The 14,527-nt window shown below is 71.8% G+C and carries 14 protein-coding genes; 6 read left to right on the top strand and 8 right to left on the bottom strand.

The features are described from left to right. The first annotated feature begins 885 nt into the window (after nucleotides 1–885). A complete protein-coding gene (locus tag AB1460_RS07695) occupies nucleotides 886–1,089 on the top strand; it encodes a cold-shock protein (protein ID WP_018636128.1) in 204 nt (67 codons plus the stop codon). 133 nt (nucleotides 1,090–1,222) lie between these two features. Here the strand turns inward: AB1460_RS07695 and AB1460_RS07690 are convergent, their stop codons facing one another. Then, nucleotides 1,223–2,155, bottom strand: a complete 933-nt coding sequence (locus AB1460_RS07690; protein ID WP_368959911.1) for a TIGR03564 family F420-dependent LLM class oxidoreductase — start codon at nucleotides 2,153–2,155, stop codon at nucleotides 1,223–1,225. A 117-nt stretch (nucleotides 2,156–2,272) separates the two neighbouring features. After that, the gene (locus AB1460_RS07685; RefSeq protein ID WP_368959910.1) at nucleotides 2,273–2,404 is read right to left on the bottom strand and encodes a hypothetical protein; all 132 of its coding nucleotides are present in this window, start codon (nucleotides 2,402–2,404) and stop codon (nucleotides 2,273–2,275) included. 54 nt (nucleotides 2,405–2,458) lie between these two features. Here AB1460_RS07685 and AB1460_RS07680 point away from each other — a divergent pair, with 54 nt between their 5' ends. Further along, complete coding sequence (locus tag AB1460_RS07680; RefSeq protein WP_368959909.1) at nucleotides 2,459–4,414, top strand: M13 family metallopeptidase; 1,956 nt, start codon at nucleotides 2,459–2,461, stop codon at nucleotides 4,412–4,414. A 62-nt stretch (nucleotides 4,415–4,476) separates the two neighbouring features. On the opposite strand, the gene AB1460_RS07675 is transcribed toward AB1460_RS07680, so the two are convergent. Both AB1460_RS07675 and AB1460_RS07670 read right to left on the bottom strand, forming a co-directional pair. Further along, on the bottom strand, nucleotides 4,477–5,220 hold the full coding sequence (locus AB1460_RS07675; RefSeq protein WP_368959908.1) for an SDR family oxidoreductase: 744 nt from the start codon (nucleotides 5,218–5,220) through the stop codon (nucleotides 4,477–4,479). A gap of 287 nt (nucleotides 5,221–5,507) precedes the next feature. Next, a complete protein-coding gene (locus AB1460_RS07670; protein ID WP_368959907.1) occupies nucleotides 5,508–6,464 on the bottom strand; it encodes an SDR family NAD(P)-dependent oxidoreductase in 957 nt (318 codons plus the stop codon). A gap of 366 nt (nucleotides 6,465–6,830) precedes the next feature. Between AB1460_RS07670 and AB1460_RS07665 the strand changes: the two genes are divergently transcribed. The 3 genes from AB1460_RS07665 (at nucleotide 6,831) to AB1460_RS07655 (ending at nucleotide 10,090) form a co-directional block, all read left to right on the top strand. Then, nucleotides 6,831–7,493 (top strand): RNA polymerase sigma factor, encoded by a 663-nt coding sequence (locus AB1460_RS07665; protein ID WP_368959906.1) that lies wholly within the window; start codon nucleotides 6,831–6,833, stop codon nucleotides 7,491–7,493. Beyond that, entirely contained in the window at nucleotides 7,490–8,773 is a 1,284-nt protein-coding gene (locus AB1460_RS07660) for a zf-HC2 domain-containing protein (protein WP_368959905.1), read from the top strand. Before AB1460_RS07665 ends, AB1460_RS07660 begins: the two co-directional genes overlap by 4 nt. Before the next feature lie 435 nt (nucleotides 8,774–9,208). Continuing rightward, the gene (locus AB1460_RS07655; protein WP_368959904.1) at nucleotides 9,209–10,090 is read left to right on the top strand and encodes a neutral zinc metallopeptidase; all 882 of its coding nucleotides are present in this window, start codon (nucleotides 9,209–9,211) and stop codon (nucleotides 10,088–10,090) included. A 93-nt stretch (nucleotides 10,091–10,183) separates the two neighbouring features. On the opposite strand, the gene AB1460_RS07650 is transcribed toward AB1460_RS07655, so the two are convergent. The 4 genes from AB1460_RS07650 to AB1460_RS07635 form a co-directional block, all read right to left on the bottom strand. Next, complete coding sequence (locus AB1460_RS07650) at nucleotides 10,184–10,954, bottom strand: SDR family NAD(P)-dependent oxidoreductase (protein ID WP_368959980.1); 771 nt, start codon at nucleotides 10,952–10,954, stop codon at nucleotides 10,184–10,186. A 118-nt stretch (nucleotides 10,955–11,072) separates the two neighbouring features. Next, nucleotides 11,073–11,915 carry an NAD(P)-dependent oxidoreductase gene (locus AB1460_RS07645; RefSeq protein ID WP_368959903.1) on the bottom strand — a complete coding sequence of 281 codons (843 nt, stop codon included), beginning with the start codon at nucleotides 11,913–11,915 and terminating at the stop codon, nucleotides 11,073–11,075. A gap of 44 nt (nucleotides 11,916–11,959) precedes the next feature. Further along, a complete protein-coding gene (locus tag AB1460_RS07640; RefSeq protein WP_368959978.1) occupies nucleotides 11,960–12,460 on the bottom strand; it encodes a nuclear transport factor 2 family protein in 501 nt (166 codons plus the stop codon). A gap of 23 nt (nucleotides 12,461–12,483) precedes the next feature. Next, the gene (locus AB1460_RS07635; protein WP_368959902.1) at nucleotides 12,484–13,539 is read right to left on the bottom strand and encodes a zinc-binding dehydrogenase; all 1,056 of its coding nucleotides are present in this window, start codon (nucleotides 13,537–13,539) and stop codon (nucleotides 12,484–12,486) included. Between the two features lie 165 nt (nucleotides 13,540–13,704). Here AB1460_RS07635 and AB1460_RS07630 point away from each other — a divergent pair, with 165 nt between their 5' ends. Continuing rightward, complete coding sequence (locus tag AB1460_RS07630) at nucleotides 13,705–14,313, top strand: TetR/AcrR family transcriptional regulator (RefSeq protein ID WP_368959901.1); 609 nt, start codon at nucleotides 13,705–13,707, stop codon at nucleotides 14,311–14,313. The last annotated feature ends 214 nt before the right edge of the window (nucleotides 14,314–14,527 follow it).

Genomic DNA, 14,527 nt, shown 5'->3' with positions numbered 1-14,527 from the left:
CACAACGGCCAACCACGGGCCCGCCCGCCCGGCCGGCCACCCGGCCGCAGGGATCGGCGGCACATCGTCCCTGCGCCTCAGCGCTCGAGCGGTGCCCGGGGGGCCGCGCGGCCGCCGCACTCTGGCCGGCCCGAGCCTGGTCCGGCGCGATTCCCTTCGGCCAGACGAGGCGAGCCGGCGGCCGGGCCCCGGCGGAGCGCACCGGACGCACGTTCGGCAGATGGCCCGGCAGGTTGAATCACCCCGGCCCGGTCGTTGTGTGGCGGCCGCACCGCATCGCATTCGAACTGCCGCGGCGACGTCCGTTACCAGAATCAGTCGCACCGGTACCAGAATCAGTCGCACCGGTCTCCCGTGGTTCTTTGCCCTGACCCCGGCGCGAACCACCATCCTCCCGGAAGCCATCCCGCCCGGTGCGCCGCCGCGGCTGTCCGGAAAGGGGCCGACCAGCGGTCAGGGAAGGGACTGAGAACATATGGCGACAAGGCCGGGATTCGATGGTCAGGTCCGCTCACGCGGTATGTCCGTGTCGGCGAGCTGCCCGTGTCCCCGGCCGGCCACCGGCATCCTCAGCGGTAACGTGAGCCGATCCACGTCGGTGCGTATCGCAGCCGTACGGTGACTCCTCTCGGCTGCCGCGGGTACCGGGGCGCTCCGGGGCCGTCGGGCACCGAGGACGGTGACGTCACTTGTCAACCGCCCGGCCATCCTGGACTGACCCCCCGGAGCGGGCCCTCAGCCGGTAGAGTCGAGGCGTTACCTGTTCTCCGTTGTGTGAGCGTCATGCATCGTCGAACCGGAACGGCTGGGCGCGGGGCCATCCGCGACCGGTGCGAGGCCGGGAGACGAGAGACGTCTACCGGGAAAGCAGCAGGGAGAACACTGGTGGCTCAGGGTACGGTCAAGTGGTTCAACGCGGAGAAGGGCTTCGGGTTCATCTCCGTAGACGGCGGCGGTCCGGATGTGTTCGTGCACTTCTCGGCGATCATCGCGGACGGCTACAAGTCGCTTGACGAGGGGCAGAGCGTCCAGTTCGAGATCGTGCAGGGCCAGAAGGGCCCGCAGGCGGACAACGTCCAGCCGGTCTGACACGGCACCCCGCCCTACCCCGAACAGCGCGCGACCGAGGCGGCCGCGCGCTGTTCTCTTTTGCCAGCAGCACTCGTGCTTTGCCGGCAGCGCCTGTGCCGGCAGCGCCCGTCCGCCGGCGGCGCCCGCCCGGTCAGACCAGCCGGGCCGGGGCCAGCTCCCGTAGCAGGGCTCGGGTGCGGGCCGCGTCCGGCGCGGAGAACTCGGCGGCGACGAAGTCGGTGACACCGGCACCGGCGAGCTCGGCGATCCGGTCCCGCACCGACTCCTCGCTGCCGATCAGCGCGACGTCCGCCGGCCCCGCCGCCCCTTCCCGGTCCAGCATCGCCCGATAGGACGGGAGCCCGCCGTACATCCTGAACTCGCGGGCGGCCCGTTCGCGGGCGGCGTCCGGTTCGTCGGTGACCGCCACGGGCAACATCGCGACCACCCGCGCGGGCGGGCGGGCGGCGGCCGACGCCGCGGCCTGGATCGTGGGGACGATGTACTCACCGATCGTGCGCGGACCGGTCATCCACAGCACGGTGCCGTCGACCCGCGCGCCGGCCAGCTCGAGCATCTTCGGGCCAAGGGCCGCGACCAGCACCGGGAGCCTTCCCAACCGCGGGGTGCCCAGGGCGGCCGCGGCCCGCACCGTCTCCCGCCGGACGTCGACCGGATCACCGTCGAGCAACGGCAGCAGGACGTCCAGATAGTCGGAGAGATGCCGTAGCGGCCGGTCGAAGCTGTAGCCGAGCATGTCCTCGATGACCACCCGGTGGGACAGGCCGATGCCCAGTGTGAACCGCCCGCCGACGGCGAGGGCCGTCGTCAGCGCCTGCTGGGCGAGCGCGACCGGATGGCGGGGGTAGGTCGGCACGACCGCCGACCCCACCTCGATGCCGGTGTCCCGCCCGCCGGGAAGCGGGCTGCCGGCGACGGCGAGGGCGGTGAGCGCGTCCAGGCCGAAGATGTTCGACAGCCATGCCGAGTGGAGCCCGTCGTCGGCAGCCCGGGCGATGTCGTCGCGCAGGCGCGTGAGCGCGTCCGGTCCGCCGCCGTCCGACAGGGTGATGCCGATGCGCATGATCGCTCCATCCGTTGCCGACTGTCCGTCGCCGACCGTCGCGGATCACCGACCGTACCGCGATCGCCCCGCGGCGGATCGGCCCAGCGGCGGGCGGCTCGTCCGGACAGGGGGCAGCTACACACCGGGTTCGGCCTCGTCGCCGACGGCGGTGTGGTGGAGCTCTGGCCAGGCTCCGGTCGAGCCGCCGCGCGCGGTGTGCCGCGGACCCCGCACCGGGATGCCGGTCGGGACGTACTGTCGGTCCACAGGTTCCTGACGGATCCTTCCCTCGACGCCGGATCGATTGGAGACTTCCGTTCTGTGAGCATTCTCGACGACGCACGCGACGGCATGGACCTCGACGTACGACCGCAGGACGACCTCTTCGGCCACGTGAACGGCCGGTGGCTCGCCGAGGCGGAGATTCCGTCCGACCGCTCGAGCTGGGGCCCGTTCGTGCAGCTCGCCGACACCGCCGAACAGCAGGTCCGCGACATCATCACCGACCTCGCCGCGCAGGACCCGGCCGCCCAGGACGACGAGGCGCGCAAGATCGCCGACCTGTACAACTCCTTCCTGGACGTCGAGACGATCCAGGCGCTCGGGCTGGGCCCGGTGCAGCCGCTGCTGGACGCCGTGGAGGGCGTGGGCGACATCCGTGATCTCGCCGTGTTCCTGGGCGAGTTCGAGCGGGTCGGTGGCCGTGGGCTCTTCGGTTCCTACGTCGACACCGATGACCGCAACTCCGACCGCTACCTGTTCCACCTGCTCCAGGGCGGACTCGGTCTGCCGGACGAGTCGTACTACCGCGACGACCGGTTCGCCGAGATCCGCGAGAAGTACGTCGCCTACCTGACCCGCATCCTCGGGCTGGCCGGGCACCCCGCTCCGGAGGGCGCCGCGCAGCGGATCCTCGCGCTGGACACCCTGCTCGCGAAGGGCCACTGGGAGCGGGCCGACACCCGTGACGTGCAGAAGACCTACAACCTGCTGACAGCCCAGGAGCTGGCGGCACTCTGCCCGGCCTTCGCCTGGGACGCCTACATCACCGGTCTCGGTGGTCAGCTCACCGGCACGCAGGCGACCCTGGCCGAGGTGTGCGTACGCCAGCCGTCGTACTTCGAGCACCTGTCAGCCGTGCTGACCGAGACGCCGATCGAGGTGTGGCGCGACTGGCTGCTGAGCCACGTGCTGCGCGCCGCCGCGCCCTACCTTCCCGAGGAGTTCGTCGAGACGAACTTCGACTTCTACGGTCGTACGCTCAGCGGCACCCCGGAGCTGCGGGCCCGGTGGAAGCGCGCGGTCGGCTTCGTCGAGGGCGCGATCGGTGAGGCCGTCGGCCGGGAGTACGTCGCCCGCCACTTCCCGCCCCGCGCCAAGGCACAGATGGACGACCTCGTCGCGAACCTGCTCGCGGCCTATCGCGCGTCGATCTCCCGTCTCGACTGGATGACGGAGGAGACCAAGCAGCGGGCCTACGAGAAGCTCGAGACGTTCCGACCGAAGATCGGCTACCCCGACCGGTTCCGGGACTACTCGGGCCTGAAGGTCCGCGCCGGCGACCTGATCGGCAACACCCAGGCGGCTGCCGCGTTCGAGACCGACCGGCAGCTCGCCAAGATCGGCGCTCCGGTCGACCGCGACGAGTGGTTCATGCTGCCGCAGACCGTGAACGCCTACTACAACCCCGGCACCAACGAGATCTGCTTCCCAGCCGGCATCCTGCAGAAGCCGTTCTTCAGCCCCGACGCCCATCCGGCCGAGAACTACGGCGGTATCGGCGCGGTGATCGGCCACGAGGTCGGCCACGGCTTCGACGACCAGGGCGCGCAGTACGACGGCGCGGGCAATCTCAACGACTGGTGGACCCCCGCCGACAAGGCCGCGTTCGAGGTCAAGTCGAAGACCCTTGTCGAGCAGTACAACGCGCTCGAACCGCGCAACCTCCCGGGCGAGAAGGTCAACGGTGCACTCACCGTCGGCGAGAACATCGGTGATCTCGGCGGCCTGACGATCGCGCACACGGCGTACGTCATCTCCCAGGGCGGCGAGGCGTCCCGGGATGACCGGCGGCGGCTGTTCATGAACTGGGCCTACGTGTGGCGTACCAAGCGCCGGCTCGAACTCGAGCGCCAGTTCCTCACCACCGACCCGCACAGCCCGCCGGAGCTGCGCGCCAACATCGTGCGCAACCTCGACGAGTTCCACGACGTCTTCGGCACCGCCCCTGGCGACGGTCTGTGGCTGGACCCGTCCGACCGCGTCCGCATCTGGTAGGCGCTGCCCGTCCAGCCGCATGGCCCGTCCAGCCGCATGGCCCGTCCAGCCGCGCTCCCTGTTCAGCTGCGTGGGGCCGCGAGCCACTCGCGGTACGACGTCCTGGCGAGGACGGCGCCGTCCCCGGCGATGAGGGCGTCGCCGGGGACGGCGGCGAACATGCCGGCACTGTCGTCGGTGACGACCGTGCGGTGGTCGCCGCGCGCCGCCAGGGTGATCCGGCCGAGCTCGTCGAGCGTGAAGACCTCGGGGCCGGCGACGTCACGGGTGCCCCGCAGCGGGTCACCCGCGCTGACGTCGGCCACCGCCCGGGCGACGTCGGCGGCGGCGATGGGCTGGACGGGCGTGGCGGGCAGGCGAACGCTGTTCTCGTCGGCGGTCCAGGAGAGCACCGCGTCGACAAACTCGAAGAACTGTGTCGCGCGGACGATCGAGTACGGGATCGGGCCGGCCCGGAGAATGTCCTCCTGCAGCGCCTTCGCGCGGTAGTAGTCCAGGCCGGGCACCTTTTCCACTCCCACGATCGAGAGGATGACCGCGTGGCCGGCACCACCGGCCTCGGCGGCCGTCAGCATCGTGTCCATGGTCGTCCGGAAGAACGCGGACGAAGCCTCGTCGAACGTCGGCGAGTTCGTCAGGTTCACGACGACGTCGACTCCTTTCAGGGCTTGGGGAAGGCCGTGCCCGGTAAGCAGGTCGACGCCGGTTGACGGCGAGAGCGGCACGGCTTCGTGCCCACTCGCCTTCAGGATCCTGACCACCTGGGAGCCGATGAGCCCGGTGCCGCCGATGACAGCGATCTCCATGTTCGTGGCCTCTCCTCTTCCCGGACGGTGACGCTCCTCCCGGACTGTGACGCCCGTTCACCGGCGCCACGGCGGACGCGGGAACAGACGCCGGCCTGGATCCCAGGCGCCGGTCGCGCGCTGATTCTGCCTGCCCCGGGCGCCGTCGTCCTGCCGGCCGGCACGATCCCACGAGCCGCTGGCCGGGGGGCCAGACCTGCGCCCGACCGCGGCGACGAGGTCGGGCGCAGCGCCGCTCGCAGCGCCCGCACGTCAGGCGTGGCCGTCAGGGCGCTTTCTCCTCATGGTCAGAGGCCCGCGAGCATACCGCCGTCGACCACGACCGACGTTCCGGTCACGAAGCTCATTTCCGGGGAGGCCACGGCGAGCGCCGCGGCGGCGATCTCCTCGGGCCGCGCCATACGCCGCAGGGCGTCGACGTTGTCCGCTCCGTACTGGGCCTTCCCCGCGACCCACTGTTCGTCGGTGATGTTCGGGGGACGTCGGCTGTCGAGCAACGGCGTGTCCGTCGTTCCCGGAGAGATCGCGGCGACCCGGATGTTGTCGGCGCCGTAGTCGAGCGCGGCGGTACGGACCAGACCGGTGACGCTGCCCTTGCTGGCCGAATACGCGCCGAGGCCGGGACGGCTGGCGAACTCGTTCGCGGACCCGGTCACCAGAATGACGCCGCCACCCGCCGCGCGCATCGGCGGCACCTCGTACTTGATGGCGAGGAACACGCCGCGGGCATTGGTGTGGGCGGTGTCGTCCCATTCCTCGACCGTCATCTCGTGCAGTGGCTTCACGATCTGGATCCCCGCGTTGTTGAGCGCGACATGCAGCGCTCCGTACTTTCTGACCACACCGGCGACGAAGGCCTCGACCTCGGCCGGAACCCGGACGTCCGCCCTGACGTAGGTCGCCTCCCCGCCGGCGTTCCGGATCTCGCGCTCGACCTGCCGCCCGAGATTCTCCCGACGTCCGCAGAAACCGACCTTCGCACCTTCTCTGGCGAAGGCCATCGCTGCCGCCCGGCCGATGCCGGTCGTCGCTCCGGTGACGACGACGACCTTCCCCGCGAAACGGCGGCCCGGCGCCGGCCGCGCAGCGGCCGCTGGGACCGCGGAGGTTCCGGGGGCCGCGCTGGCTGCCGCCGCCGGAGGCACCAGCGACGTCGCGGCAGCCGCGGCAGCGATTCCCGCGGCGGTGCTGGTGAGCAGAGAGCGGCGTCCGACTGCGCGGGAACCGTGCGCGTCGCCAGTCATGAGGTGGTCCTTTCCGACGGGGGCGGGAGCGAACGACATGGAGTAGCTCATGCGCAACCGCTCCCCCACATCGGGCGACGGTCGATCTCCACCTGACCGTTCGGCGCACCAGGGCACTGGACCGTGGTCCGGCCGGCCGGCCGGCCGCTGACCGCAGATGCACCGCGGATCGGAGTATTACGGCATCAGGACGGATGTCGGCTGTATGACGTGCTACCGCGCCGCCGCTGACAGTCCGATTCCCGCCTCAGCGCCAGGTCAGGCGTTTCTCGCCGCCCGAGCCCCCGCGGCTGGGGAACATGCGGGGGCGGAACGGAGCAGGATCGCCGACCGGCGGGGCGGAACGTCCATGGCACAATACCGAGCGTGCACGGACAGGACGGTGCGGCACCCGTGGCACGCCGGCTGCCACCAGCCGGTGCCGGTGCCGCCGACGCCGCGCCGGGCGCGGGCGCCGCCCGCCAGCCGCCCTCACGGCACGAGGTCGCGGAGCTGCACGGCCGCCTGGTCGCCGGTGATCCCACCGCGCTTGCCGTCGTGCACGAGCGGTACTCCCGCTACCTGCTTGCCGTCGCCACCCGGGTGACCCGCGACGCCGACGCGGCCCGCGACGTCCTTCAGGAGGTGCTGGTCGCCTTCTGGCAGCATCCGCTCAGGTTCGATCCGGAGCGCGGGGAGCTGCGTACCTGGCTCGCGGTGCTCGCCCACCGCCGCGCCGTCGACTGGGTCCGCCGGGAGACAGCCCGGCGCCCGAACGACCTGGTCGCCCGGCAGCTCACCGAGCACCTGGACGAGCCTGCGGCCGATCGTGACTTCCTCGCCCGCGAGGACGCCGACGCCGTGCGCGCCGCCGTCGCCGCGCTGCCCGCGAAGCTGCGGGAGGTGGTGGAATTGGCGTACTTCACGGAGTTGACCTACCGTGAGGTGGCCACTCGGCTCGCCATCCCTGAGGGGACGGCGAAATCGCGCATGCGAGCCGCTCTGTCAGCTCTTGCGCTCACCCTCACCCGCCTGGGAGCCGCCCCGTGACGGTCGACCCGACGATCGTGCCCAGCCCGGGCGCCTGCATGTCCGGGCTGCTCGGCGCGTACGTCCTGGGTGCCTGCACAGCCGCCGAGGCGGATGCCGTCGAGACACACCTCGGCCGGTGCGTGGCATGTTCCGCTGACGCCGCAGAGCTCGCGCTGGCCGTTCCACCCCTCGCCCGGTCCGCCACCGGGGAGGCGCGCGACGCACCACCGCCCGTCGAGGCCGCGTCGTTGGACGCTGTCCTCGCCGCGGCGCTCGCCGCCCGGCCCGCCGCACCAGGCACGCCTGTTCGGTCGGAGGCCGGCCCCGTCCGGGCGCACGGGTGGCAGACCCCGGCCTACGGGCGCCGTGTCGCCGCGCTGGACCGGTTGCTGGTCGAGCTGACCCCGGCGGACTGGACCCGCCCGGCCGTCGCCGGCTGGTCGGTGCGCGACCTTGTCCTGCACCTGTACGCCGTCGACGGTCTGCTACTGGCCGCGCTCGGCGGGGTCGCCGGCGCCGGCGACGCGGGGCATGATCTGGAACGGCCGGACGAGGACCCCGTCACGCGTACCGAGGTCGTTCTGGCCGCCGCCCGGGAGTGGCCGGCGGAGCAGACCCGGCGCCGCTGGTACGAACGCGCCACGCTCCTGTGCACGGCTGTGGCCGATACGTCGCCAGCCTCCGGCGTCGGCGTCGGCGTCGGCGTCGGCGTCGGCGTCGGCGTCGGCGTCGGCGCTGATGCTGATGCTGCCGGCGACCCTGAGCCACTGGCCGTGACAGCAGGTGACTGGCCGAGCATCCCGGCCGATCATCTGACCGCCCGCGGTTTCGAGACGTGGATCCACACCCGCGACATCGCCGCGGCCACGGGGTTCACCGTGCCGGATCCGGGCCGGGACGAGCTGCACACCATGGCGGATCTCGCGCTGCGCCTGCTGGCCGAGCCGTGGGCGGCCGCCGTCGCGCCGACCGGGCCGGCGGCACTGACGGTGACGTTGACCGGGCCGGGCGGAGGCACCTGGTCACTCGACCCGTCAGGCGTGGCGGAGCGGCCGCCTGGCGACGCCCCGGTGGAACCCTCCTGGGCCGCGGGAGTGCTGCCCGCCGCCGACCCGGCCACGGCGCCGGGCCCGACGGCAGTTCCGACCGTGGCAGGCGCCGTGACCCTCGGCATCGTTCCGTTCTGTCTGCTGGTCGGTGGTCGCACGACGGTGCCGACCGTGGCCGCTCAGGTGGCGGGCGACGAACAGCTGGCCGCCGAGCTCCTCGCCCTCGCACCCAGCCTGGCCCGCCCCTGACGGTCGGCCTGCGGGGCGATGCCAGCAGCACAGGCGACAAGGGATGGACAAGGGGTGTTACTGGCGGCAGGTCGGGCATGTCGTGTTCAGGCCGGTGACCGGACGACGAGACCCGGACACCCACGCAGGCACGGCGAAGCTCGAGGAGGAAACAATGAAGTTGCTACGGAGGCTCCGTAACGAGGCCCGACGTGACGTGAACGCGGCCGATCGGTCGGCGGCGCGGGGTCTGCGCCGGCTCCGTCGCCGTCCGCGGAACCGCTCGACGGCGAGCACCCGCTACTGACAGACCAGGCACCGGCCCAGATAGTGCTGCCCGCCCTCCGCGTATGAAGCGCGGGGGGCGGGCAGCGGTCGTTCTGTCCAGTACAGCGTTCTGTCCGGCGCAGCGTTCTGTCCGGTGCAGCGTGCTCCTCGGAGAGGCAGGCCCAGACGATGCGGTTCGACGACTCGCCGGTCGACACGTCCCAGCTGGAGGACCGGCGCGGCGGATCGGGCGCCGGCCGGGGGCTCGCGATCGGCGGCGGCGGGGCGGGGATCATCGGCGTGGTCGTCTACCTGCTCGTCACGCTCATCGGTGGCGGCGGAGGCGGAGGCGACAACGGAACCGGCGACGGCACGGGGCGGGGAGCCCTGCCGGCCGGTGAGATCGCCAGCCGCTGCGCCGCGCCCGGCGCGGTCGACCAGTACAACGACTGCCTCGTCCTCAAGGTCTTCAACGAGGTCAACGAGGTCTGGACGGCCGAGTTCCAGCGAACCGGGCAGACGTATGCCCCACCCACCCTCGTCTACTTCGACGATGCCGTCTCCACCGGCTGCGGAACCGCGTCCGCCGAGGTCGGGCCGTTCTACTGCCCCCCGGATCAGCGCGTCTTCATCGACCTCGGTTTCCTGAGCGAGCTCCAGGAGCGGTACGGCGCGCAGGGCCGCTACGCGCAGGCGTACATCGTCGCGCACGAGGTCGGGCACCATCTGCAGACGATCACCGGCACCGAGGAGCGGCTGCGCCAGGCTCAGCAGGCGGATCCGTCGCGGGAGAACGAGCTCTCGGTGCAGCTGGAGCTGCAGGCGGACTGCTATGCCGGGGTGTGGAGCACGCTGGCGAACCGCGGCGGGAACGTGACGATCATGGCGGCCGATCTCGACGAGGCGCTCGGTGCGGCCGAGGCGGTGGGCGACGACCGCATCCAGGCCAGCGCCGGAGCCGGGGTCGACCCGGAGTCGTGGACCCACGGCTCCGCGGAGCAACGACGCGCGTCGTTCCTCACCGGCTTCCGGGGCGCCACGATGGAGGCCTGCGGCACCGTCCCAGCCTGACGCAGCAGCAGCCGGCAGCCGGGCGGGGCAGCCGGGCGGGGCAGCCGGCCGCTCGCCGGCGGCCGGCGGCCCCGGCGGCAGGCCCGGAGCGGCTCAGCGAGCTCGGCTCATCACAAGCACGGCGTCGCGGCGGGACAGCGCACCGAGCGGCGAGGCGCCGGTCGGGTCGGGGCTGCCGAAGATCCAGGTCGGGCCGTCGGCGAGATGGTCCAGTGCCTCGCGGGCGACATCGGCCGGGTCGGCGACCTCGCCGTACGGCTCGTTCCTGGCATCGAACACCCGCCGCATCGACGGCGTGTCGGTCTTGCCCAGCACGAGGCTCAGGACGTCGACCCCGCTCGTGTGCCACTCCGCCCACAGCGCCTCGGCCAGGATGAGATCAAACGCCTTGGTCGCTCCGTAGGTGGCGAGGGTGGCGCCGCCGGCCCAGGCCGCGCCCGAGGTCACGAGCACCACGCCGCCCCGCCCGCGGGCCACCATCGGCCCGCCGAACCGGTAGGCCGCCTCGAGCACGCTGTCGCAGTTGCGATGCACCAGATTCAGATGCGTGGCGAGGTCCTTGTCGAGGAACGGCGTGCTGAGGTCGTCACCGCCGGCGTTGTAGACAAAAAGCCCGACCTCGAGGTCGGAGGTCACGCTCGCCAGGTCCGCCAGCGCGCCCGGAGCGCTGAGATCGAGTGCGACCGCGCGGACCTCGACGCCGTGTTTCGCACGGATCTCCTCGGCGAACGCCTCCAGCACGGGAACCCGCCGTGCCACGAGCACGACGTTCAGCCCCCTGGCGGCCATCTCGTGGGCGAACGCGGCCCCGACTCCGTCGGACCCGCCGGCCACAATCCCCCAGGGACCGTACGTGCCTGTCATGGCTGTCACTCTGTTCTCCTCGTGGTAGCCCTCGGCGTCCCGCCGGCGTCCGCCTGATCACCGCGTCGCATCGCGTGCCGGCGGGGCAGCGAACCAGTGGGGGTCGTTCTGGGGGTGGTCAGTGCGTCAGGTCCGGCGCGCTCGCCCGGCGGAGCACCCTGTTCTCCACGGCGTCCGACGACAGGACGGTGCCGATGATCCCGAGGTCCGCGCCGGCGCTGCGGGCCACCTCACGCACCACGGTGATGTCCTTGTGCATCAGGTCGCCGATCCGGCCGGCGACGGCATCGACCGAGCCACCGCCCGCGACGACGCCGAGGCCCCGGCTGGCGCCGCTGCCGTGCTGCAGTGCCGCCAGGATCGCCGTCTCCTCGATCCCGAGCGAGCCCGCGAGACGTACCGCGTCGATCGCGAGCCCCACCTGCGCCACGAACAGCGCGTTGTTCACGAGCTTCACCCGTTGGCCGTCTCCCGGCCCCCCGACGAGCATCACAGGCGACGCGTACGTGCCGAGCACCGGGCGCATCCGGTCCAGCAGGGCCTCGTCCCCGCCCACCCACAGCGTCAGCCGGCCCGCGGCGACATCGTGCGGGCCGCCGGAGAGCGCGGCGTCGAGCACACCGACGCCGCGGCCGGCTCCCGCCTCGGCGAGCAGCTGTCCGGTCCGCGGGTCGGACGTCGTGTGCTGGACGAGCGTCGCTCCCGGCCTCATGGCCGCGACAGCGCCGTCCGGGCCCAGGCACACCGAGCGGACCTGATCGTCACGCAGCACGGCGACGAAGACCGCGTCGGCGTCACGGACCGTCGCCGACACCGTCCCGGCCCAGGTCAGCCCATCGCCTTCCGCTGCCGTCCGCGACTGGGGACGACGCGCGAGGACGGTCACGTCATGGCCCGCCGCCCGCAGGCGGTCGACCATCGGACGGCCCATCCGACCCGCCCCGACAAATCCGATCTTCACTGGTCCTCCTGAGGGCGCACCACGTCCACCGGACCGGTCACAGCTCAGGCCGGGGGTGGGGGTGGGGCGAGCATCTCGCGGTGTTCGGGGGTGCCGTCGAGGTTGGCGTTGATCCGCTCGCGGATGCGCCAGCCCCGCGCGGTACGCACCCAGCGCCACGTGTTCGCGGAGACCCGGGCCACCCAGAACCGGTCGGCGTCGGCGTCCCAGCGGATGTTGAGCGCATAGCTGCGGCCGGTCGCCTCGTCACCGTCGACAACGATGTGCGGCACCGTCAGGACATGGCCGCAGCCGTTGCGGATCAGGCTCTGGTGGCCGCCGTTGACCATGTCGGCGATGTCGCTCCGCCCCCGCATCCGCAGGGTGGGGACGGCGTCGAAGGTGCCGTCCTCGGTCCAGAGCGCCGCCGTTGCCTGCGCCGACCCGCTGTCGACAGCGGGCCCGTACTGGGCGACGAGCTGCATGATCTCGATCTGGTCCTCGAGGGCGTGGATCCTTGCCGCCAGTCCTTCGACCACGGCGCGAAGCTCGTCCATCTCGCTCATCTCGCTCATCCACGGACCTCGTCTCAGGGGATGACGACGATGCGGACCGGACCGTTGGCGTCACGCGACGCCCTGAGAGCGTCGGCCACGCCGTCGAGCCCGACGGTCCGGCCGAGCATCGGCGCGACGTCGAGGCTGCCAGAACAGACCGCTTCGAAGGCCTCGTCCCAGTGGTGCATCAACGGGCCGCCGCCGAACTGGATGTTCAGGCCCTTCCGTTTGGCGGTCAGGGTGTGCAGGTGCTCACCCTCCGGCGGGCCGCCCATGGAGAAGATCCGGGTACCACGCTCACATCCCCTGATGATCGAGTCGAGGACGCCTGGGACACCGACGCATTCGAAGACGACGCAGCCTGGCAGGCCGGCAGCCGCCAGCATCTCCCTCATCGACTCGGGAGGGCCGTAGGCCACGTCGCGCCAGGCCTGGTAGGGCGAGAGCTCGGCGGGGTCGATGACCACGTCGGCTCCCATCGCCAGCGCGGTCTCCCGCCGCGAGGCGACGAAGTCGACCGCCACGATCGGGCCGACCCCGAGGCGCCGCAGCTGCGCGATGGCCGACAGCGCGATCGCACCGCAGCCGATGACCAGCGGCACCTCCTGCGCCGTCACCTGGGCACGCGAGGCAGCCGACCAGCCGACCGAGATCGCGTCGGCGATGCACACGATCTCGCTCGGGAGCTCCGAGACCGCGACGCGGGTGAGGGACTCGTCCAGCAGGAAGTACTCGCCGAACCCGCCGGGTGACTCCGGGTTCTGCCCGATGATCCTGCGCCCGGCGGCGGTGGACAGCACCGGCAGGGAGCTCACCCGGGTACCGACGGGGATGCGACGCTCGGTACCCGGGCCGTAGTCGACGACCTCGGCGCAGTACTCGTGGCCCATGACGATGTCGGCGTCCCGGTCGTAGGTCGACATCCCGCTGTCGTCCTCCACACCGGCTTCCAGGTGATCCATGAAGTGGATGTCCGACGCGCAGATCCCGCACGCCAGTGACCGGACGAGAAGCTGCCCCGGCCCCGGCACCGGCTCATCGATGACGCGTGTCCCGACCGTCCCACCCCGCAGCACAGCAGCTCGCATCAGCTTCTCTCTCCGTCGCCACCAGCGCATCTCCCGGCACCGGACTGTAGCGACGGCGGGCGAGTTACAGAAGACTCTGTCCTGAAATATTATAGAAGATCTTGTCCTGAAATCCGACGGGGTCGGTCTGGGCCGGAGTCGCCGCCCGTACGTACGATCGCCGGCATGGCCGAGCCTCCCCGCCGCCCGGGGCGCCCCCGCGACACGAGCATCGACGAACGGGCCCTTGCCGCGACGCGCGAGCTGCTCGTGGAGCGTGGCTTCGAAGCGACGACGATCCACGCCGTCGCCGGGCACTCCGGTGTCCACGCCTCCGCCATCTACCGCCGCTGGGGGTCGCGGATCGAGCTGATCGAGGAGGCCACGTTCCCCGGCCTCAGTCCGCTCAGCGTCCAGCCGACGGGGGACCTCCGCGGCGACCTCCGCCGCTTCGTCCGCGCCTACGTCGCCGCCTTCGACGCGCCCGCGGCGCGCGCGGCCGCGGCGGGGCTGCTCGCGCACCACCAGACCGCGAGCCGGCAGCGCCCACCGGAGTTCTACCTGCGTGTGTCGGCGCGACCGCAGTTCCAGGACATCCTGCACGCCGCGCCGCCCGGGAGCATCGACCCCGCCGTGGACCCGGACGACGTCTTCGACATGCTCCTCGGCGCCATCCTGACCCGCACGCTGCTGTCCACGGTCACCGCCCGGCGCCGCCCGCTGGACCGCACCGTCGAGATGATCATGCGACTTCTACAGCCAGCGACCACTGGGCCCGACTCCTTGTTCGCCTGACCCCGGCGGGCATCGGGCGGGCATCACCTCCTCAAGGACCGCGGTGGCCGGCCGAACGGGCTCGCCACCCCGGCGCCGCGATGACGGAAATTCGCGATCATGGGATCATCCTTTAGAATTCCGGACGTCGTCCGGAGCATTTTCCCGTGCAGTTACCTCGAAACGAAGGACTGACTTCTCTGCCGGCAGGAGACAGCCCGCACATCGATCAGAC

Source organism: Parafrankia sp. FMc2 (assembly GCF_041008525.1).
In the GTDB taxonomy this organism is placed as follows: Bacteria; Actinomycetota; Actinomycetes; order Frankiales; family Frankiaceae; genus Parafrankia.
The sequence above is the reverse complement of the archived record's forward strand: the minus strand, read 5'-3'. Positions and strand labels throughout refer to the sequence as shown.